Raw genomic sequence first — 19927 nt, forward strand, 5'->3', positions numbered from 1 at the left:
CCCCCAGGCTTTCCCCGGCCCGGAGCTCGAAACTCACCCCATCCACCGCCTTCAGCCAGAGGGGTGCCCAAGGTGCGCCACCCACGGCATGCCAGCAGCGCATCTCCTCCACCCGCAGCACGCTGCCGTTGTCGGGACGTGCCGGTGAGCGTCCCCCTTCCCGGGCCTGGGCGGAGGCCACCAGCCGTTGCCCCACCGGCGACTGCGGCTGGGTGAGCAGCCGATGGCTGGGGCCGTCCTCCACCTTGCGTCCGCCGTCGAGCATGGCCATGCGCTCGCACCAGCGGGCGGCCATGGCCAGGTCGTGGCTGATCAGCAGCAGGGCGCTGCCCAGCTCCTGGCAGAGGCCGCTGAGTTCGGCCATCACTTGCCCGGCCACCGCCACATCCAGGCTGGTGGTGGGTTCGTCGGCGATCAGCAGTGGTGGTTCCAGGGCAATCGCTAAGGCAATGGCCAGGCGCTGGCGCATCCCACCACTGAGCTCATGGGGGTAGGCACGGAAGCGGTTGGCGCCAATGCCCACCCGCTCCAGCAGTTCTCCGGCCCTTTCCTGGTGAGCCCCTGCACTGATTTGAGGTCGGTGGGCCCTGAGGGTGTCGATCAGATGGCCGCCCACGCTCATTAGCGGATTCATCCGCGTCATCGGGTCCTGGAACACCAGACCCACGGCCTCACCCCGCAGCTGCCGCAACTGCGGTCGCCGGAGTTGGCGTGGATCCTGGCCGGTCAAGGCCAGCCGTCCTTCACAAACCGTTCCCTGGGGCAGCAGCTGCATCACGGCCCGCGCCACCGTGCTTTTGCCGCAGCCCGAAGATCCCACCAAGGCCAGGGTCTCTCCCGGCTCGAGGCTCAGATTTAGCCCATCCAGCGTCCAGGAGTTGCTGCCGGGATAGCGCAATCGCAGCTGTTCGAGTTCCAGAACAGGCCGGCCCATGAACAGTGCTGCGCGAGCGACAGGGGGTCCTGCACTGAATACCATGGATTGACCCGATGGGTCGGATGCTCAACGCTGCCTCCACACCCAAAGAGCCCCGAACCAGCACGGGTTCGGCCACTGCGGGCTGCGCGTTGCCCGAAGTAAGGCGTCATCCCGTCCGCCATCCGGACGATTACGGCATCGCCCTCCCGGACTGGTTGAGGGAGTGCATCGCCAATGTGCCGCCCGGCATTGGCCAGAGCTGCCCCACCGATCCCGAGGCGCTGCTGGTGTCGGCCTTCGATTTCGGCTTTCAGCTGCACGAAGGCCAGTTCCGCGCCAGTGGGGACCCCTACATCGTCCATCCGGTGGCGGTGGCTGATCTGTTGCGGGACATCGGCGCCAGCGCTCCGGTGATCGCCGCAGGGTTCCTCCACGACGTGGTCGAAGACACCGACGTCACCCCCGATCAGATCGAGCTGCACTTCGGTTCCGAGGTGCGTGAACTGGTGGAGGGGGTCACCAAGCTCGGCGGCATCCACTTCAACGACCGCACGGAAGCTCAGGCGGAAAATCTGCGCCGGATGTTCCTGGCCATGGCCAGCGACATCCGTGTGGTGTTGGTGAAGCTGGCCGACCGCTTGCACAACATGCGCACCCTGGGTGCGTTGAAGGAGGAGAAGCGTCAGCGGATCGCCCGCGAAACCCGTGAGATCTATGCCCCCCTGGCCAACCGCCTCGGCATCGGTCGCTTCAAGTGGGAGCTTGAGGATCTGGCCTTCAAATTGCTGGAACCGGAGGCCTTCCGGGAGATTCAGGAGGAGGTGGCCACCAAACGCAGTGAACGGGAGCAACGGCTCGGCGTCACGGTGGGGCTGCTGAATGAGCGGTTGGAACGGGCCGGCCTAGAGCACTGCGAGGTGAGTGGTCGCCCCAAACATCTTTTTGGCATCTGGAGCAAGATGCAGCGCCAGCAGAAGGAGTTCCACGAGATCTACGACGTGGCTGCGTTGCGGATCCTCACCCCCAATGTCGAGAGCTGCTATCGCGCCCTCGCGGTGGTTCACGACACCTTCCGCCCGATTCCTGGACGCTTCAAGGACTACATCGGGTTGCCGAAGCCCAACGGCTACCAATCCCTACACACGGCGGTGATCGGTCGGCATCGCCCGATCGAAGTGCAGATCCGCACGCTTGAGATGCACCATGTGGCCGAATTCGGGATTGCGGCCCACTGGAAATACAAGGAAGGTGGCTCGCCGGCCAGCAGCAGCAGTGATGCGGAGCGGTTCAACTGGCTGCGTCAGCTGGTGGATTGGCAGCAGGAAGGCGGCAACGACGACCACAACGACTACCTCTCCTCGATCAAGGAAGACCTCTTCGACGAGGAGGTGTTTGTGTTCACCCCGAAGGGTGATGTGCTCGGTTTGCGCAAGGGAGCAACCGCCGTCGACTTCGCCTATCGCATCCACTCCGAGGTGGGCAACCACTGCCATGGCGTTCGCATCAACGATCGGCTGTGTCCGCTGGCAACGCCGCTGCAGAACGGTGATTTCGTTCAGGTGCTCACCAGCAAAACGGCCCATCCCAGCCTCGATTGGCTGAACTTCGTCGCCACGCCGACGGCCCGCAATCGCATTCGCCAGTGGTACAAGCGCAGCCACCGTGACGAAACGATTGAACGGGGCAAGGATCTGCTGGAGCGGGAGCTGGGGCGGGATGGCTTCGATGCCCTACTCAACGGTGAGGCGATGCAGCGGGTGGCGCAGCGCTGCAATGTCCCCACCACCGAAGACCTTCTGGCTTCACTGGGATTTGGAGACGTCACGCTGCAGCAGGCGCTCAACCGTTTGCGGGAGGAGATGCGTCTGCTGGCGGAACAACAGCAGGCCCCGCCCAGCAACGAAGACGTGGCCGCTGCGCTGCTGCCATCGCGGGGTCCGGCGCCGGACCGTTCCGGAGGCGAAGGGGCGATCCTTGGCCTGGAGGGCTTGGACTACCGCCTCGGTGGCTGCTGCAGTCCGCTGCCGGGTGAGTTGATCGTGGGCACGGTGGCCCTCGGCAACCACGGCATCACCATTCACCGGCAGGACTGCTCCAACGTGGAGACAATCCCGCGGGAACGGCGGCTCCCCGTGCGCTGGAACACCGCCCATGCCGAACAGGAGAAACAGCGCTTCCCGGTGCAGTTGCGGATCGAAGTGATCGATCGCGTCGGCATCCTCAAAGACATCCTGCTGCGTCTCTCCGATGGGGCCATCAACGTCAGTGATGCCCGGGTCACCACGGCAGCGGGCAAGCCGGCCCGCATCGATCTGCGGGTTGAGCTGGAGGGTGCCGATCAGCTCAGCCGCACCATGGACCAGATCCGCTCGATGGCGGATGTGATCGGGATTGCCCGGGTGGGCACGAGCTAGCTGCCTCGGCTCACGACGGCACGGGCTTCACGCTGCAGAAACAGGCGGTAGGCCATCCAGCCGCTGGCGATGGCCATCACCATCCCCACAACGGTGGAGCCCAACAGGATGCGCTGGCTGAACTCCCACCCCTGGGCCCACAGGCTGCTGCGATTCAGCTCCGCCAGGTTGATCCCGCCTTGGCCTGGGCCCAGCAGCCGACAGCCCACCAGATAGTTGAACCAGTAGAGGGGCAGATAGGTGAGGGGATTGCTCACCAGGGTTCCTGCGGCGGCGAGCAGGTGATTGCCACGCACCACGCTGGCCACACCCACGCTGAGGAAGATCTGCAGCCCGAAGAAGGGGTAGCAGCCGCAGAACACGCCAGCGGCCAGGCCACGGGCCCGTTGGCCTGGGGTGCCTTCCTGTCTCCACAACCAGAGGACCCCGCGGCGCATCCGGATGCGACTGAGGCGCAGCAACCGGCGCATGAACCCAGCAGAAATCGGCCGGATCCTAGGTATGGATCACCAGCGGCGACTGCTGTGCCCAGCACCGACACGATTGCGGCCGTGGCCACCGCCGTGGCCCCAGGGCAGGGCGGCATCGCCGTGATTCGTCTCTCCGGGCCGGCTGCAGAAGCGACGGGGCGCAGCGTGGTGCACTGCCCGGGCCGACAGGAGTGGGGATCGCACCGGGTGGTGTATGGCCATGTGATCGATGGCGAGGGCCGCCGTCTTGATGAGGTGCTGCTCCTGCTGATGCGCGGGCCCCGCAGCTTCACCGGTGAGGACGTGGTGGAGATCCACTGCCATGGCGGGGTGATCGCCGTGCAGCGGGTGCTCGAACAGGTGCTGCGGCAGCCGGGAGTGCGGCGGGCCCTGCCGGGCGAGTTCAGCCAGCGGGCCGTGCTCAACGGCCGGCTCGATCTCACCCGTGCCGAGGCGGTGAGTGAGCTGGTGGCGGCCCGCAGCCGCCGGGCGGCCGAGTTGGCGATGGCAGGCCTCGATGGCGGCATTCAGGCCCAGATCACGGCGCTGCGGGAACGGCTGCTCGATCAGCTCACCGAACTGGAAGCTCGGGTGGATTTCGAGGAGGACCTGCCGCCCCTCGATGGCGAGGCCCTGCTGCAGCAGCTGCAGGCCGTGCGGCTGGAGCTTCAGCTGCTGGTGCGCGATGGCGAGCGGGGCGATGCCCTGCGCCAGGGCCTGCGCGTGGCCCTGGTGGGTCGCCCCAACGTGGGGAAAAGTTCCCTGCTCAATCGGCTCAGCCGCCGCGAGCGGGCGATCGTGACCGATCTGCCGGGCACCACCAGGGATCTGCTGGAGAGCGAGATCGTGCTGGAAGGGGTGCCGATCACCCTGCTCGACACCGCCGGCATCCGCAGCACTGATGACGCGGTGGAGCAGCTGGGGATTGCCCGCAGCGAGGAGGCACTGGCCACGGCGGATGTGGTGCTGTTGGTGCTCGACGGCCATGCGGGCTGGACCTCTGAAGATGCCGCCTTGCTGGCGCGCATCCCCGAGCAGATCCCCAGGATCCTGGTGGCCAACAAGGCGGATCTCCCTGTGGGGGCCTTCCCCCAGCCGGTGGATGTTCAGTTGTCGGCCTTGGAGGGCACGGGGGAGGCCGACCTGGTGCAGGCCCTGCTGGAGCGTTGTGGTGCTGCAGGGACCGACGGCATGTTGGTGGCGTTGAACCAACGCCAACGCGATCTGGCAGCGCGGGCGGCCGAGGCTCTGGCCCGCAGCCAGGAGGTGGCGGCCCAGCAGCTCCCATGGGACTTCTGGACGATCGATCTGCGGGAGGCAATCCGCGCACTGGGTGAGATCACTGGAGAAGAGCTCACCGAAGCGGTGCTGGATCGGGTGTTTTCGCGCTTCTGCATCGGAAAATAGGTTCAGCGGACGTCTGAAACGGTTTGGACTGGCAATCCCCGGCACTCACCGCTGCCTTGGAGGCCTGGCTGGCGGAAGACATCGGCCGCGGTGATCTAACGGCGGCTGCCTTGCAGGGACAGCAGGGTCAGGCCCATTGGGTCGCCAAACAGCCGGGCCGCTTCTGTGGTGGGCCGTTGGTGCAGCGCCTGTTCCAGCGCCTGGATCCCGGGGTGAGCCTTCGCCTGCTGCGGCAGGACGGTGACGCCGTCGAGGCCGGGGACTGCCTGCTGGAGCTGCAGGGGCCCGCAGCGGCCTTGGTGGCGGGGGAACGCACCGCCTTGAACCTGGCCATGCGCCTCTCCGGTATTGCCACCGCCACCGCTGCATTGGTGGCCCAGCTTGAGGGCACCGGTGTGCGTCTGGCCGACACCCGCAAGACCACGCCTGGGCTTCGTCTGCTGGAGAAATACGCGGTGCGTTGCGGCGGCGGCATCAACCACCGCATGGGGCTGGATGACGCGGCCATGCTCAAGGAGAACCACATCGCCTGGGCGGGGGGCATCACAGCGGCCATCACGGCTGTGCGTGAGCAGGCCTCTTGGCCCACAGCCGTGATTGTGGAAGCGGAGACGGAGGCTCAGGCGCTGGAGGCGGTGCAGGCGGGCGCCAATGGGGTGCTGCTGGATGAATTCAGCCCTAAGCAGCTCACGCAGCTGGTGCCGCGCCTGCGGGACTGCAGCACCGGTGGGGTGGTGCTTGAGGCCTCCGGCATTCAGCCCGAGCAGTTGCAGGCCTACGCCGCCACCGGCATTGATCTGATCTCCACCAGCGCGCCGGTCACCCGCAGCCGCTGGCTCGACTTGAGCATGCGTTTCACCTGAAGAGGGATGATCAGAGCCGGATTCCCCCGGCCACGCACTGCCCATGCTCAGCCTGTCCCAGTCCCTGGATGCCCAGCTGCGGGCGGCGATGCAACGGGCCTTCCCGGAGGTCGATGCGGGGCTGGACCCCCAGTTGGCCCCTGCCAGCAAGCCGGAATTCGGCGACTTCCAGGCCAATGGCGCGCTGCCCCTGGCCAAGCCCTTGAAGCAGGCTCCTCGGCAGATCGCCACGGCGATCGTGGAGCAGCTGCAGGCTGATCCTGCCTTCACCGACCTCTGCCTGGAGCCGCAGATCGCCGGGCCGGGCTTCATCAACCTCACGATCCGCCCGGAGCGGCTGGCGGCGGAGGTGTCGGCACGGCTGGGGGACGAGCGTCTCGGCGTGCCGGCGGTGGAGAACCCGGCGCCGGTGGTGGTGGATTTTTCCAGCCCCAACATCGCTAAGGAGATGCATGTGGGGCATCTGCGCTCCACGATCATTGGCGACTCCCTGGCGCGGGTGCTCGAGTTCCGCGGCCATCCGGTGCTGCGCCTTAATCATGTGGGCGACTGGGGCACCCAGTTCGGCATGCTCATCACCCACCTCAAGCAGGTGGCGCCGGAAGCCCTGGACACCGCCGATGCGGTGGATCTTGGAGATCTCGTGGCTTTCTACCGCGAGGCCAAGAAGCGCTTCGATGACGATGAAGCGTTCCAGTCCACCTCCCGCGACGAGGTGGTGAAGCTGCAGGGGGGCGATCCGGTGTCGCTCAAGGCCTGGGGCCTGCTCTGCGACCAGTCGCGGCGCGAGTTCCAGAAGATCTACGACCGGCTCGACATCCGACTGAGCGAACGCGGCGAGTCGTTCTACAACCCCTTCCTGCCAGCGGTGATTGATGGCCTGAAGGCGGCTGAGCTGCTGGTCACCGATGACGGTGCCCAGTGCGTGTTCCTTGAGGGTGTGCAGGGCAAGGACGGCAAGCCCCTGCCTGTGATCGTGCAGAAGAGCGACGGCGGCTTCAACTACGCCACCACTGATCTGGCGGCGATCCGCTACCGCTTCGGAGCGGCTCCTGAAGGGGATGGTGCCCGCCGCGTTGTGTATGTCACCGACGCTGGCCAGGCGAACCATTTCGCCGGGGTGTTCCAGGTGGCCGAACGGGCCGGCTGGATCCCGGACGGTGCGCGCCTCGAGCACGTGCCCTTTGGCCTGGTGCAGGGGGAGGACGGCAAGAAGCTCAAGACCCGTGCGGGAGACACCGTGCGTCTGCGGGATCTGCTCGATGAAGCCGTCGAGCGCGCCGAAACCGATCTGCGTTCACGCCTGATGGAGGAGGAGCGCAGCGAGTCGGAGGAGTTCATCCAGCATGTGGCGGGCACCGTGGGTTTGGCGGCGGTGAAATACGCCGACCTCAGCCAGAACCGGATCACCAATTACCAGTTCTCCTTCGATCGGATGCTGGCGCTGCAGGGCAACACGGCGCCTTATCTCCTCTATGCCGTGGTGCGCATCGCCGGTATCGCCCGCAAGGGGGGCGACCTTGCGGCGACCAATGCCCAACTGAACTTCAGCGAGCCCCAGGAGTGGGCCCTGGTGCGGGAGCTGCTCAAGTTCGATGCCGTGATCGCAGAGGTGGAGGAGGAGCTGCTGCCCAACCGCTTGTGCAGCTATCTGTTCGAGCTCAGCCAGGTGTTCAACCGTTTCTACGACCAGGTGCCTGTGCTCAAGGCCGATCCTGAAGCGCTGGCATCCCGCCTCGCCCTCTGCCGTTTGACGGCCGACACCCTCAGACTGGGGCTCGGACTGCTGGGCATCGCCACCCTGGACCGCATGTGAGCGACAACACTCAACCGTTCACAGCCGGTGGTGCTCCGGTGGCCCGCGCCGCCGTTGAGCAGCTCAAGGCCTACAGCGCGCCGTTGGAGGGCCGCCGCCAGATGCTGCGGCTGGATTTCAACGAGAACACGATTGGCCCCAGTCCCTTGGTGGCCCAGGCCCTGCGCAACTTCAGCACCGAAGAGATTGCCGTTTATCCGGAGTACGACGGCCTGCGGGAGGCGTTACTGCAGAACCTGGAGGAAACCGGCTGCCGGCCTGGATTGAAGCCGGATCAGGTGGGCCTGTTCAACGGTGTGGATGCCGCTATCCATGCGGTGTTTCAGGCCTATGGCGATGCCGGTGAGACGTTGCTGACCACAGCGCCCACCTTTGGTTACTACAGCCCCTGCGCCGGCATGCAGGGCATGACGATCGAGGCGATTCCCTACGAAGGGGAGACGTTCGACTTCCCGCTGGCGGCCATTCAGGAGGCGTTAGCGGCTCGAGCGCCGCGGCTGCTGTTGATCTGCAACCCCAACAACCCCACCGGCACGCGCTTGCCAGCAGATCAGGTGATCGCCTTGGCGGCCTCAGCCCCGGGCACCTTGGTGGTGGTGGATGAGCTCTACGAAGCCTTCACCGGAGACAGTGTGCTTCCGAGCGCAGATTTCACGGCCACACCGAACCTGCTGGTGTTCCGCTCCTTGGCCAAAACTGCTGGTTTGGCGGGGTTGCGGATTGGCTTTGCCATCGGCCATGCCGATGTGGTGGATCGGGTTAGCCGCGTCACGGGCCCCTACGACGTCAACAGCGTGGCCGTGGCCGCGGCCTTTGCCGCCTTGGCGGACCAGTCCTATGTGGATGCCTATGTGGCTGAGGTGCTGCGGGCTCGCGACTGGACCCTGCAGGCGCTGCAGGACGCGGGGGTTCGGTATCACTGCGATGGCGGCAACTATCTGCTGATCTGGCCCCAGCGACCCGTTGATGCCGTGGATGCGTCGTTGCGCGAGGCGGGAATTCTGGTGCGTTCGATGGCAGGCAAGCCCCTGATCGATGGCTGCTTCCGGGTCAGCATCGGCACCACCAGCCAGATGCAGCGCTTCATGGAGGCGTTCCTCCCCCTGGAGCAATGAACCGCCTGCTGCTGCTGGCCACCGGCGGCACCATTGCCGGCTGTGCTGAGAACAGCGCAACGCTGAACAACTACACCGCGGGCGTGCTGGGGGGCGACGCCCTGCTTGCGGCGGTGCCGCAGCTGCAGGAGTTGGCGGCGATCGATGTGGTGCAGATCGCCAACGTCGACAGCGCTGATCTGTTGTTTGCCCATTGGCGTGCGCTGGTGGGGCGCATCCGTGCTGCCTTTGCGGCAGACCCTGAGCTGGCTGGGGTGGTGATCACCCATGGCACCAACACGCTGGAGGAAACCGCCTGGTTGCTGCAGCTGTTGATCGACGATCCTCGGCCGGTGGTGCTGGTGGGTGCGATGCGGCCGGCCACGGCCCTCAGTGCCGATGGCCCCCTCAATTTGTTGCAGGCGGTGCAGGTGGCCTCAAGCCCAGAAGCTCGCGGTCAGGGCGTGCTGGTGGTGATGGATGGCCAGATCCATGCCGCCCAGTTGGTCACCAAGCTGGCCTCCCAGGGGGTGGGGGCCTTCGCCAGTCCCGGCCGCGGGCCCTTGGGCTGGGTGGATGACGTTGGCGTTCATCTGCCCATGGCGAGTGGATCCCGGCAGGTGCCCTTTGCTGGGCTCGATTTGCCGGAGCAATGGCCCCAGGTGCCGATCGTCTACGGGTGTGTGGAGCCCGAGCCGCTCCTGCTCAGCGCTTGCCTCAACGCCTGCGTTGATGGCCTGGTGTTCACCGGTACCGGTGCCGGCCAGTTGTCGGCGTGCGAATGCCGTGTGTTGGAGGCGTGGGCTGGACCACGGCCGTTGATGCTGCGGGCCAACCGTTGCGGGTCGGGGCCCGTGCACCACCATCCCGAGGATGAACGGCTCGGGCTGCTGCCGGCAGGGAGCCTCAATCCCCAGAAAGCCAGGGTGATGTTGTTGTTGGCTGTGCTGGCGGGTTGGGACAGAAATCAGCTGCAGGTGCTGATCACTGCATCACCGTGATCACGGTGGTGTCGTCGAGGTGGCCCGGCAGGGTTTGCGACTGGCCCACCCGGCGCACGGCGGTGCCGCCCATGGCATCGAGGAAGGGCTGCACACCCTCTTGATCACAGCCTTCAGGTGCCTCGCCGTTGACGTACTGCACAGGAATGACGCGCTTGGGGTTCAACTGCTCCACCACCGCCGCAGCTTCTTCGGCGGTGTAGATCTTGCTGCCGCCACCCACGCCGATGATCAGCACATCGGGGTTGCCGAGCAGCACGCGGTCGGCAGCCGTGAGCTCTCCAGCGGTGGCACCGAGATGGGCAAAGCTGAGGCCCCCCTGCTGCCAGCGCCAGAGGGTGGCGTTGCCAAAGCGGCGTCCGCCCACGCGGTCGTGGGGATTGGCAAAGCCCTCAAGGCTCAGCCCGCCGATGCGGTACGACCCAGGTTGGGCCAGAAAGCGGCCGCCGGCCACATCGCGGGCCCCTTCATCGGCGAGTTCGGAGTTGGCCAGAACAACGCCGGCCGTCAGCCGAGGCTCGGGCAGGCCTGCTGCACAGCCCACGGGCTTGTAGGGGTTGAGCAGCACCGACTGGCCGCCCCCCTGGATCAGCAGGGCACGTTGCCCGTAGCTGTTGATCGACACCCCACCGCCCGCTAAGGCCGGAGACGTGAGGCTGAGTGCCAGGCCTGCAGCGGCGGTCACGGCGGAACGCAGGACGGACATGGGCGGGGTTGAACGTATTTCGGACGCTAACAGCGTTATCCCTCAGCTTCCCGCAGGAAATTGGCCAGCAGTTGGTGGCCTTGATCGGTGAGCACGCTTTCGGGGTGGAACTGCACCCCCTGTAGGTGCTGATGCTCCCGGTGACGCAGGCCCATGATCGTGCCGTCCTCAAGCCAGGCGGTCACCTCGAGGCAGTCCGGCAGGGTGTCGCGTTCGGCGATCAGGGAGTGGTAGCGGGTGGCCGTCAGCGGTTGGGGCAGTCCCGCGAACACCCCGTCGCCCTTGTGCAGCACGGGGGAGGTTTTCCCGTGCATCTGCTGCTGGGCGCGCACCACCCGGCCGCCGAACACCTGGGCAATGGCCTGATGGCCCAGGCACACCCCCAGGGTGGGCACCGTTGCGGAAAGCTCTTTGAGGATGTCGAGGCAGACGCCCGATTGATCCGGGTCGCCAGGGCCTGGGGAGAGCAGGATCGCGTCGGGCTTCAGGGCACGGATCTGCTCGAGGCTGATGGCGTCGTTGCGATGCACCTGCAGATCGGCCGCCACCGGATGCTGAGCGGCGAGCTCACCGAAATACTGCACCAGGTTGAAGGTGAAGCTGTCGTAGTTGTCGATGACCAGCAGCATCTGCGAATCGGGAGTCAGAGCCCCAGGCGGAGCAGGAGCGGCGGAAGCAGGAGAAACAGAGCGATCAGCAAGGAGCTGATGGCGGCCGTCAGCACGGCGGCAGCAGCACAGTCTTTGGCGATGCGGGCTAAGGGGTGATAGCGCCGGCCAATGGCCAGATCCACCACCGCTTCCATCGCTGTGTTCAGCAGCTCCAACACCAGAACGGCAGCCACCGTAAGCACCAGCACGGCCAGGCGGATCAGATCCAGTTGCAGCCAGGTGGCCAGGCCAAACACCACCAGCCCCGTCACCACATGGATGCGGAAGTTGCGTTGCGTGAGAAAGGCGTAGCCGAGGCCCTGGGCGGCGTAGCGAAAACTTGAGGGCAGATCACCGGCGATGCGCCAGCTGCCCCGTCGTTGCATTCCGTTGGGCACCATGGCCACCTCCTCCGAAGCTGCGTCTGCGGATGGTGTCCGGGGCGATTCGGTGGTCATCGGAACGGAACTCTTACTCCGCAGGGCGCAGACCCGCTCATCGAAGACTACCCGGGTTGTCCAGGCCACCCGTCCCCGAGAAGCCTTTCCTGCAGGGCGAGCATCGCGGCGAGGCTGGCGTCATCGGGATGGTCCCAGCCCAGCAGATGCAGCAGGCCATGGCTCACCAGCCAGCGCAGTTCCCGCTGGAGGCTGTGCCCCTGTTCCTCGGCCTGACGGCGGGCCGTCTCCAGGGAAACCACGATGTCTCCCAGTTCGATGCTGGGGCCTTCCATCCAGTCGCCGGCGTCGTCGAGGGTGGCAAACGACAACACGTCCGTGGGGCCTGTTTTCTGGCGCCAGGCGCTGTTCAACTCGGCAATGCAGGCGTCATCGGTGAAGCGCAGTCCCAGGCTCAGCTCCTCCGCGGATCGCACCAGGGTTGGGCAGTCGAGGCTTGCATCCCCGCAGATGCCTTTGAGCCAGTGCTCCAACTGCTGGAGCCAGGCCGTTTCATCAAGCAGATCGGTGCTGTCGGAGGGTTGCAGCGTCACCCCCTCCCGATCCAGTGCGAGGTCGAGCTCCATGCCTACCCCGGCAGGGTCGGCCGCCCCAGCCAAGCCACGAGGGTGATGAAGCCGAGGAATCCCAGGGCGGTGAGGCCGAAGTGGAACAGGCTCTTGCTGCCCTTGCGCACCATGTTGCGCATGGCCTGTTTGACGAAGCTCGGCGGTGGGGTGCTCTCGCTGGCCATGGGATCAGGAATCGGCGTCGGCGCCGGGGCTGTCGACACCCTGGCGTAAACAGGCATCGATGAAGGGGTCGAGGGCCCCATCCATCACCGCTTGCACATCGTTGGTTTCTTCATTGGTGCGTAGGTCTTTCACCATTTGGTACGGGTGAAACACGTAGTTGCGGATCTGGTTGCCCCAGGCCGCTTCAACGATGTCGCCGCGGATGTCGGCGATTTCGGCGGCCCGTTGTTCCTGGGCGATCACCAGCAGCTTGGCCTTGAGCAGGGCCATTGCTTTTTCCTTGTTCTGAAGCTGGGAGCGTTCCTGGGTGCAACGCACGGCCAGGCCGGTGGGGATGTGGAGAATCCGCACGGCGGTTTCCACCTTGTTCACGTTCTGGCCGCCGGCGCCACCGGAGCGTGAGGTGGTGACTTCGAGGTCCTTTTCAGGGATGTCGATGTCGACTTCCTCCTCTAACTTCGGCATCACTTCGATGCCGGCAAAGCTGGTTTGGCGCTTGTCATTGGCGTTGAACGGTGAGATGCGCACCAGGCGATGGGTGCCCTTTTCGTTGCGCAGATAGCCGTAGGCGTAGCGCCCTTCGATCTCGATCGTGCAGCTCTTGATCCCGGCTTCTTCCCCTTCGGAGAGTTCATCCACGGTCACCTTCATGCCGCGGTCTTCCGCCCAGCGGGTGTACATGCGCAGCAGCATCTGGGCCCAGTCCTGGGCGTCGGTACCCCCGGCGCCTGCATTGATGCTGAGAACGGCACCCTCTTTGTCGTATTCGCCGCTGAGCAGGCGCTCCAGTTCCCAGCGGTCCAGCCCCTGGCGCAGCTGGTTCAGCCCGTTCTGAGCTTCCTGTAGCAGGTCCTCATCGGGCTCCAGTTCGTAGAGCTCAAGGGTGGCTTGGGCGTCGTCGACCGCACCGCGCCATCCGGCCAGCTGAGACAGCTGGGCCTTCACCTCATCCAGACGCCGCATCTGGTTCTGGGCGTTCTGCTGGTCATCCCAGAAATCGGGCTGGGCTGCGAGTTGTTCGAGATCCTGTTGCCTGGCGTTCAGTGCAGGAACGTCAAAGACAGTCCTGGGCATTGCCCAGGCGGTCAGTGAGCTCGGAGAGATCGCGTTTGAAGTCGGTGAGATCCAGCAAGGACTCGGTCCTGATCAGCCTCTGACGCTATCAGCGCAGTAGCTGCATAGGATCCGACCACCGGCATCACCAACGCAATGGCCAAGGTTGAGATCTACACCTGGCAAACCTGCCCGTTCTGCGTCCGCGCCAAGGGGCTTCTGGACCGCAAAGGGGTGAGCTACACCGAACACAGCGTGGATGGGGATGAGCCGGCTCGGGATGCCATGGCGGCGCGGGGTGATGGTCGCCGCAGCGTCCCGCAGGTGTACATCGACGATCGCCACATCGGTGGTTGCGACGATCTCCATGCCCTGGATCGCGCCGGTGAGCTCGATGCGCTGCTGAAGGCCTGATCGATGCGCCAGCTGTTTGTTCTGGATCCGCTGGGGCAGATCAATCCAGCCAAGGATTCCTCTGCTGCGCTGATGCAGGCCGCCCATCGCGCCGGCGATGAGATGTGGGCCTGCACGCCCTCCGATCTGATTGCACGGGGCGATGAACCCCTCGCGATTGCCCTTCCGGTGACGCCGGAGCCCTGGATCACGGTTGGGGTGGCTGAACGTCAGGCGCTGGCTGGGTTTGACGTGATCTGGATGCGCAAGGATCCGCCGGTTGATGAGGCGTATCTGTACGCCACCCATCTGCTGGAGGTGGCGGAGCGAGCGGGGGTGCGGGTGCTCAATCGCCCCAGTGCGCTGCGCAGCTGGAACGAAAAGCTGGGGGCCTTGCGCTTCAGCCGTTGGATGGCTCCCACGCTGGTGGCGGGGCGGGTGTCTGAACTGCTGTTGTTTGCCCAGGAGCAGCAGGAGATCGTGCTCAAACCCTTGGGGGGTCGTGCCGGCCTGGGGGTGATTCGGGTCAACGGCCAGTCGCCGGGCTTGAAGGCCCTGCTGGAGCTGGTGACGGAACAGGAAAGCCTGCCGGTGATGGCCCAGGCCTTTCTGCCATCCGTGAGCGAGGGTGACAAGCGCATCCTTCTGGTGGACGGCGATCCCCTGGGGGCGATCAACCGGCGTCCTTCAGCCGGAGAATTCCGCAGCAATCTGGCCGTGGGTGGCCAGGCGGAAGCCACGGAACTCACCGAGCGGGAACGTCAGATCTGCTCTGCTCTGGCCCCGGCGCTGCGGGCGGAGGGGTTGTTCTTCGTGGGCATCGATGTGATCGGCGGCATGCTCAGCGAAATCAACGTCACCAGCCCCACCGGGGTGCGGGAAGTGGAGCGACTGATGAACCAGCCCCTGGCGGATCAGACGATCGAGCGGTTGCGCGCGCTCGTCTGAAGTTCCAGCTGGTCCGCCAGCACGGCCAACTTCAGCCCTACCTCCTGCAGCTCGCGTTCGGCAACGGATCCCCGCACCAGGCCGGCTCCGGCGGTGAGGTCCAGCTCGCAGCCGCGGGCATGACCGCAGCGGATCGCCACCCGCAGTTCCGCATCTCCAGCACTGTCGATCCAACCGATCGGCGCTGCGTAACTGCCCCGTTCAAACGGTTCGAGGGTGCGCAACCAGGCCATCGCGTCGCGGCGCGGCAACCCGGCAACGGCAGGGGTGGGGTGCAGCTGTTCAGCCAGTGCCAGCACGGGCTGACCCTGGGTTTCGGCCGTGATCGGGGTGTGCAGGTGGGTGAGGTTGCCGTGGCGGGCCAGTTGGGGCTGGCGCCGCCGCCGGGGTGTCAAGCCGTTGCGGCGTAGTTGGTCGGTGATGGTTTCCACCACCAATTCATGTTCGCGGCGGTCCTTGTCGGAGCGCAGCAGCTGCGCCCCGGAATCCCCTTGCCCCGCCGTGCCGGCCAGGGCATCGCTGCGCAGCCAACCGGTGCGCAGGCTGAGCAGCCGTTCCGGCGATGCACCGAAAAAGGCATCGCCGGTGTGACGCTGCCAGAGAAAACGGCAGCTGCCGGCCTGCTGCCGCCGCAGCCGCTTCAACAGCGGCAAGGGGTCGAAGGTGTCGGCCAGAACAATGCGGTGTCGCACCGCCAGCACGAGTTTGTGCAGGTCGCCGCTGTTGACCAGATCAATGCCGCGGGTGAGGGCTGCGGCGTAGCGCTGCCGCCAGGTTTCCGGTTCCGTTGCCGCCACCAGCGCCTGGGGCTTGAGGGGGGGTGGCGTGGCTGGCGTCTTGAGCAGCTGTTCATGCTTGAGCCAGAGATGTTCCGCCAGCTCGCGACAGTCCGCTGCACTGCTCACGACCCCATTCAGCCGCAGCCAGCCGCGGCGTCCCTGACGGCTGAGTTGCCATCGGGGCAGCACGGCCTGCACCGATGGCACCACCGATTCACTGCGGCGGCGCTCACTCACCTGATCAAAGAAGCGGAAGCGCAGCAGCACCCGGGGCCGCGCATGGGCTGGGCTGTCCGCTGCCGTGTCGTGCAGCCGGCTCAGGCAGAGGTCGGCGAAGCGCTGGGCCTGCTCAAAGCGACGGCTGCCGGCCAGCTCCAGTTCCTGGCAGGGCCCGGCGGCAGCCAGGCAGAGGCCCGGTGCGCTGTCCCACAGCACCTGCAGGCTTTCCTGCTCCGCCAGCTGCGGCAAGGCCAGAAGCGGGTCGATCCCTTCGATCGGCAGGGCCAGGCTGAGCAGCGCTTCATCGCCGTCACAGGCCAACCATCCCCGCTGGGCAGCGGAGAGGAGGGTGCTGAAACAACAATCAGCCGACATCCGCGGCGTTTCCGGCCAGGGTTACTGCTCAAATGTATGGGTCTTCGCCCTGCGGGAACGGGTCCTGTCCATGGTTGAGCCGCAGGCTGTCGCATCCCGTTACGCCGATCGGCGCCGTTTGTGGAAGGCAGCGATCAAGTGGCCGATGTATTCCGTCGCCGTGATGCCTGTGCTGCTGGCGGCTGGATGGCAGTTCGGGGTGGCGGGCTCCCTGCGCTGGCTGCAGTTGGGGGGCTTCGTGCTGGCGGCCATCCTGCTGTTGCTTTGGGAAAACCTCAGCAACGATGTTTTTGATGCGGCCACGGGGGTGGATGCCACCGGCAAGCCCCATTCCGTGGTGAACCTCACCGGCCGCCGGGACCGTGTCGCCCAGGGGGCGACCGCTGCGCTGGTGCTGGGGTTGCTGGTGATGGCCGGGTTGGCCTGGAGCAGCAGCGGGGCGGTGCTGGCCCTGGTGTTGGTCTGCTGCGGCCTGGGTTACGTGTACCAGGGCCCGCCGTTCCGCCTGGGCTACCGCGGTCTGGGTGAGCCCCTGTGCTGGCTGGCCTTTGGACCTTTTGCCACCGCAGCGGCCCTCGTGGTGCTGCAGCCCCGGGGGGCAGCTCCGATTCCTTGGGGCACGGCCTGGATCTTGGGATCAGGCCCCGCCCTGGCGACCACCCTGGTGTTGTTCTGCTCCCACTTCCATCAGGTGGAGGAGGACGCCGCCCATGGCAAACGCTCGCCGGTGGTGCGTCTGGGCACGGCCCGGGCGGCAGCCTTGGTGCCCTGGTTTGTGGCCTTGACGCTGGCGTTGGAGTGGGTGCCCGTGCTGCACGGGGACTGGCCTCCGACGGTGTTGTTGAGCGCTCTCGGCCTTCCTGCCGGTGTGCAGCTGATGCGTCTGCTCCAGCGCCACCACGACAGGCCGGAGCTGATCAGCGGCAGCAAGTTTCTGGCCCTGCGCTTCCAGGGCTGGAATGGTCTGGGGCTGAGTGCGGGCCTGGCTCTGGCGCGCGTCTGGACGGGCGGATGACGCTCCGGCTGCAGCGTCGCCGCTTTTGCTTTGCCCTGCTGCAGCCGCTGCGCACCGCAGCCGGCGAGCTGCGGGAGCGTTGTGGCTGGTTGCTGCGGCTGGATGACGATCAGGGGGCCGTGGGCTGGGGCGAAGTGGCTCCGCTGCAGCTGCAGCAGTTCATGGCCTGTGAGCACGCCCTCGCCGCACTGCCGGACGAGCTTCCTCAGGCTCAGCTGGAGGCTGTGTTGCGGGAGGCACCGGGGCCCGTGGGTTTTGGCCTTGGGGCGGCCTTGGCGGAGCTGCAGGGTGTGGTGGGTGCTGCTGCGCCCCAGGGCTGGCTGAAGGCCCCTGCCCCGGCGCTGTTGCTGCCGGCTGGCGAGGCGATGCTTTCGGCTCTGGAGGTTGCTGCGGCATCGATGGGTGGCCTGGAGAGCTGCACCTTCAAGTGGAAGGTGGCCACGGCGCCGGATGAGCTTGAGCGTCAGCTGCTCGAGCAGCTGCTCCAGCGGCTGCCGCCCACGGCCCGGCTGCGTCTGGATGCCAACGGCGGCTGGGATCGCAGCACGGCTGAGGCCTGGATGCAGCGGTTGCGCGATGACCCTCGCTTGGACTGGTTGGAGCAGCCGCTGGCGGTGGAGGATCCAGCCGGCCTGGATCAGTTGGCGGCGCTGGGGCCGGTAGCCCTCGATGAATCCCTCCACCAGCACCCCGAGCTGCGCAGCAGCTGGAGCGGCTGGCAGGTGCGTCGGCCCGCGCTGGAGGGCGATCCCCGCCTGCTGTTGCGGGAGCTGCAGGCGGGGCTGCCCCAACGGATGCTGAGCACGGCGTTTGAAACCGGCATCGGTCGGCGCTGGCTGGAGCATCTGGCCGGTCTTCAGGCCCAGGGCCCCACGCCGGCGGCCCCGGGCCTGGCTCCCGGTTGGACGCCAGCGGGGCCGATGTTCTCCAACGATCCAGAGCAGGTCTGGGCTGCGGCGGCATGAGCGAGCTCGAGCGGCTGGAGCAGGGGCTGGCGGCAGGGCAGTGGGTGCCCCTCTCGCCTGATGCCGACGCGGCCCCCATCGCTCAATTGCCTTCGGGCTCGGGGGTGGTAGTGCGCAGTGGTGGCAGCACTGGCGGCAGCCGTTGCTGCGCCCAACCATCGCTGCATCTGGACCGTTCGGCCGCCGCCACCGCCCATTGGTTGACGGGCATCGGTTTGGACTCAGCGTCCACCTTGTTGCTCAATCCACTGCCGCTGGCCCATGTGAGTGGTCTGATGCCCTGGTGGCGTGCCCGCTGCTGGGGCGCGGTGCATCAGCCACTGGCGCCGGGATTGATGAAAACCCCCACGGAATTGCTCGCGTTCTGTCAGGGTCTGCCCGCTTGGGGCAAGAACCCAGCCGTGCTGTCGTTGGTGCCCACGCAGCTGGCACGTCTGCTGGCCCATCACGACGGGGTGGCGTTCCTGCAGCAGTTGCAGCTGATCTGGATCGGTGGCGCTGCCCTCCCGCCTCCATTGGCGGATCAGGCGCGGGCCTTGCAGCTGCCGCTGTCTCCCTGTTATGGGTCGACGGAGACGGCGGCGATGGTGGCGGCGCTCCCGCCGGACCGCTTTTTGGCCGGCGAGCCCGGGTGTGGGGACCCGCTGGTGGATGTGGAGCTGCGGCTGGCTGCTGATGGGGCGCTTGAGGTGCGCACTGATCGGTTGGCGCTGGGTTGTTGGCGGGCGGATCAGCCGGATCGGTGGGAATCGCTCGGGGATGGCGATGGCTGGTGGCGCTCCGGGGATCAGGCCGCGTTGACCCCCGGTCTCCAGATTGCCGGGCGCATCGATGGAGCCATCCACTCCGGGGGGGAAACCGTGTTCCCCGAGCAGCTGGAGCAGCGCTTGATGACGGCGCTGCAGGCGGCATCGCTCCCGGTGAGCGCCGTGCTGCTGCTTGGTGTGGACGATCCGGAGTGGGGGCAGCGGTTGGTGGCGCTGGTGGGCAGTTCTGACGCTGCCGTGCTGAAGCGGCTTGAGGCCCTCACTCGGCCTTGGCCGGCGGCGGAAACGCCACGGCGTTGGGTGTTGTGTCCTGAGCTGGCCCCCTCCGCGCTGGGGAAATGGCAGCGCCAGCGCTGGCGAGAGTGGTTAAAGCGGTTGGATGCGGCCGAGGCTTGATGCTTCCAGCCAACGGTCCACGCCATCGGGCAGGGCACAGCGGTGCCGGGTTTGCGCGTCGATGGCCACATGACGCAGGCAGCCTTGGGCCACCAGCTGCTCCTCCAGCAGCACTTGGCTGTTCACCGCAAAACTGCTGGGATCGAGCCGTTCCGGTTCCAGGTGGATCAGCAGCTTGTCGCCCACCTGCACCGGGGCGCGGAAATCGGCATGGCAGTGCACGATCGGCAAGGCCACGCTCGGTTGCTCCCCGCGGCCGCCAGGGAAGACTGAACCCGCCGGCAGGCCAAAGCGTTCCAGGCTTTCCTCCCAGGCCTGGTGGCACCAGCCCAGCAGCTGCTGGAAGTGCATCACGCCGGCGGCGTCGGTGTCGCTGAAGCGCACGGTTCGGCTCAGCTCCAGCCAGGGGGCAGAGGTCATGGCGATGTGTTGTTCAAGCCGGTGCCGACTGTCACCCTGACAGAAATCCCGCCCGAACCATCGCC

General features: G+C 66.4%; 21 protein-coding genes. 11 read left to right on the forward strand and 10 right to left on the reverse strand.

The window, feature by feature from the left end; genetic code table 11:
• Positions 1–979, reverse strand: a 979-nt coding sequence (locus NCN05_RS07720; RefSeq protein WP_250397635.1) for an ATP-binding cassette domain-containing protein, incomplete at its 3' end; no start/stop codon positions are given.
• Between the two features lie 20 nt (positions 980–999).
• Here NCN05_RS07720 and NCN05_RS07725 point away from each other — a divergent pair.
• Positions 1000–3333, forward strand: a complete 2334-nt coding sequence (locus NCN05_RS07725; protein ID WP_250397636.1) for a RelA/SpoT family protein — start codon at positions 1000–1002, stop codon at positions 3331–3333.
• Here NCN05_RS07725 and NCN05_RS07730 read toward each other — a convergent pair.
• Complete coding sequence (locus tag NCN05_RS07730) at positions 3330–3803, reverse strand: DUF2062 domain-containing protein (RefSeq protein ID WP_186541470.1); 474 nt, start codon at positions 3801–3803, stop codon at positions 3330–3332. The two genes, NCN05_RS07725 and NCN05_RS07730, sit on opposite strands and share 4 nt — an antisense overlap.
• Positions 3804–3857: 54 nt before the next feature.
• Between NCN05_RS07730 and mnmE the strand changes: the two genes are divergently transcribed.
• From mnmE to NCN05_RS07755, 5 genes are read left to right on the forward strand one after another with little or no spacing between them, the layout of a single operon-like run.
• Positions 3858–5210, forward strand: coding sequence for a tRNA uridine-5-carboxymethylaminomethyl(34) synthesis GTPase MnmE (gene mnmE / locus NCN05_RS07735; protein WP_250397637.1), 1353 nt, complete (start codon positions 3858–3860; stop codon positions 5208–5210).
• A gap of 23 nt (positions 5211–5233) precedes the next feature.
• Positions 5234–6073, forward strand: coding sequence for a carboxylating nicotinate-nucleotide diphosphorylase (nadC, locus tag NCN05_RS07740; RefSeq protein WP_250397638.1), 840 nt, complete (start codon positions 5234–5236; stop codon positions 6071–6073).
• 43 nt (positions 6074–6116) lie between these two features.
• The gene (argS, locus tag NCN05_RS07745; RefSeq protein ID WP_250397639.1) at positions 6117–7889 is read left to right on the forward strand and encodes an arginine--tRNA ligase; all 1773 of its coding nucleotides are present in this window, start codon (positions 6117–6119) and stop codon (positions 7887–7889) included.
• Positions 7886–9004, forward strand: coding sequence for a pyridoxal phosphate-dependent aminotransferase (locus tag NCN05_RS07750; protein ID WP_250397640.1), 1119 nt, complete (start codon positions 7886–7888; stop codon positions 9002–9004). Before argS ends, NCN05_RS07750 begins: the two co-directional genes overlap by 4 nt.
• Positions 9001–9984, forward strand: a complete 984-nt coding sequence (locus tag NCN05_RS07755) for an asparaginase (protein ID WP_250397641.1) — start codon at positions 9001–9003, stop codon at positions 9982–9984. The genes NCN05_RS07750 and NCN05_RS07755 overlap by 4 nt, the downstream gene beginning before the upstream one ends.
• Here NCN05_RS07755 and NCN05_RS07760 read toward each other — a convergent pair.
• The 6 genes from NCN05_RS07760 to prfB all read right to left on the reverse strand — a co-directional run bounded on the left by NCN05_RS07760 (position 9968) and on the right by prfB (position 13664).
• Positions 9968–10690 (reverse strand): MBL fold metallo-hydrolase, encoded by a 723-nt coding sequence (locus NCN05_RS07760; protein ID WP_250397642.1) that lies wholly within the window; start codon positions 10688–10690, stop codon positions 9968–9970. The two genes, NCN05_RS07755 and NCN05_RS07760, sit on opposite strands and share 17 nt — an antisense overlap.
• A 35-nt stretch (positions 10691–10725) precedes the next feature.
• On the reverse strand, positions 10726–11319 hold the full coding sequence (locus tag NCN05_RS07765; protein ID WP_250397643.1) for an anthranilate synthase component II: 594 nt from the start codon (positions 11317–11319) through the stop codon (positions 10726–10728).
• Positions 11320–11333: 14 nt separating this feature from the next.
• The gene (locus NCN05_RS07770) at positions 11334–11741 is read right to left on the reverse strand and encodes a diacylglycerol kinase family protein (protein WP_250397690.1); all 408 of its coding nucleotides are present in this window, start codon (positions 11739–11741) and stop codon (positions 11334–11336) included.
• A 104-nt stretch (positions 11742–11845) separates the two neighbouring features.
• On the reverse strand, positions 11846–12364 hold the full coding sequence (ybeY, locus tag NCN05_RS07775) for an rRNA maturation RNase YbeY (RefSeq protein WP_250397644.1): 519 nt from the start codon (positions 12362–12364) through the stop codon (positions 11846–11848).
• Between the two features lie 2 nt (positions 12365–12366).
• Positions 12367–12531: a DUF3285 domain-containing protein gene (locus NCN05_RS07780; protein WP_115081215.1), complete on the reverse strand. Its 165-nt coding sequence runs from the start codon at positions 12529–12531 to the stop codon at positions 12367–12369.
• Between the two features lie 4 nt (positions 12532–12535).
• Positions 12536–13664 (reverse strand): peptide chain release factor 2 gene (prfB, locus tag NCN05_RS07785; RefSeq protein WP_250397645.1). Its coding sequence is split into 2 segments (ribosomal slippage): positions 12536–13588 and positions 13590–13664, totalling 1128 coding nucleotides; the frame shifts between segments, so codons are not numbered across the junction.
• Positions 13665–13741: 77 nt separating this feature from the next.
• Between prfB and grxC the strand changes: the two genes are divergently transcribed.
• Positions 13742–13999 (forward strand): glutaredoxin 3, encoded by a 258-nt coding sequence (gene grxC, locus NCN05_RS07790; protein WP_115009898.1) that lies wholly within the window; start codon positions 13742–13744, stop codon positions 13997–13999.
• A 3-nt stretch (positions 14000–14002) separates the two neighbouring features.
• Positions 14003–14926 carry a glutathione synthase gene (gene gshB / locus NCN05_RS07795; RefSeq protein ID WP_250397646.1) on the forward strand — a complete coding sequence of 308 codons (924 nt, stop codon included), beginning with the start codon at positions 14003–14005 and terminating at the stop codon, positions 14924–14926.
• On the opposite strand, the gene NCN05_RS07800 is transcribed toward gshB, so the two are convergent.
• On the reverse strand, positions 14893–16299 hold the full coding sequence (locus NCN05_RS07800; protein ID WP_250397647.1) for an isochorismate synthase: 1407 nt from the start codon (positions 16297–16299) through the stop codon (positions 14893–14895). The two genes, gshB and NCN05_RS07800, sit on opposite strands and share 34 nt — an antisense overlap.
• A 70-nt stretch (positions 16300–16369) precedes the next feature.
• Between NCN05_RS07800 and menA the strand changes: the two genes are divergently transcribed.
• From menA to NCN05_RS07815, 3 genes are read left to right on the forward strand one after another with little or no spacing between them, the layout of a single operon-like run.
• Positions 16370–17314, forward strand: coding sequence for a 2-carboxy-1,4-naphthoquinone phytyltransferase (menA, locus tag NCN05_RS07805; RefSeq protein WP_250397691.1), 945 nt, complete (start codon positions 16370–16372; stop codon positions 17312–17314).
• Positions 17311–18279 (forward strand): o-succinylbenzoate synthase, encoded by a 969-nt coding sequence (gene menC / locus NCN05_RS07810; protein ID WP_250397648.1) that lies wholly within the window; start codon positions 17311–17313, stop codon positions 18277–18279. Before menA ends, menC begins: the two co-directional genes overlap by 4 nt.
• A complete protein-coding gene (locus NCN05_RS07815) occupies positions 18276–19442 on the forward strand; it encodes an AMP-binding protein (RefSeq protein ID WP_250397649.1) in 1167 nt (388 codons plus the stop codon). Before menC ends, NCN05_RS07815 begins: the two co-directional genes overlap by 4 nt.
• Here NCN05_RS07815 and NCN05_RS07820 read toward each other — a convergent pair.
• Entirely contained in the window at positions 19413–19862 is a 450-nt protein-coding gene (locus tag NCN05_RS07820) for an acyl-CoA thioesterase (protein WP_250397650.1), read from the reverse strand. The two genes, NCN05_RS07815 and NCN05_RS07820, sit on opposite strands and share 30 nt — an antisense overlap.
• Positions 19863–19927 lie beyond the last annotated feature (65 nt).

This window comes from Synechococcus sp. MU1651, assembly GCF_023630635.1.
Taxonomy (GTDB): Bacteria; Cyanobacteriota; Cyanobacteriia; order PCC-6307; family Cyanobiaceae; genus Parasynechococcus.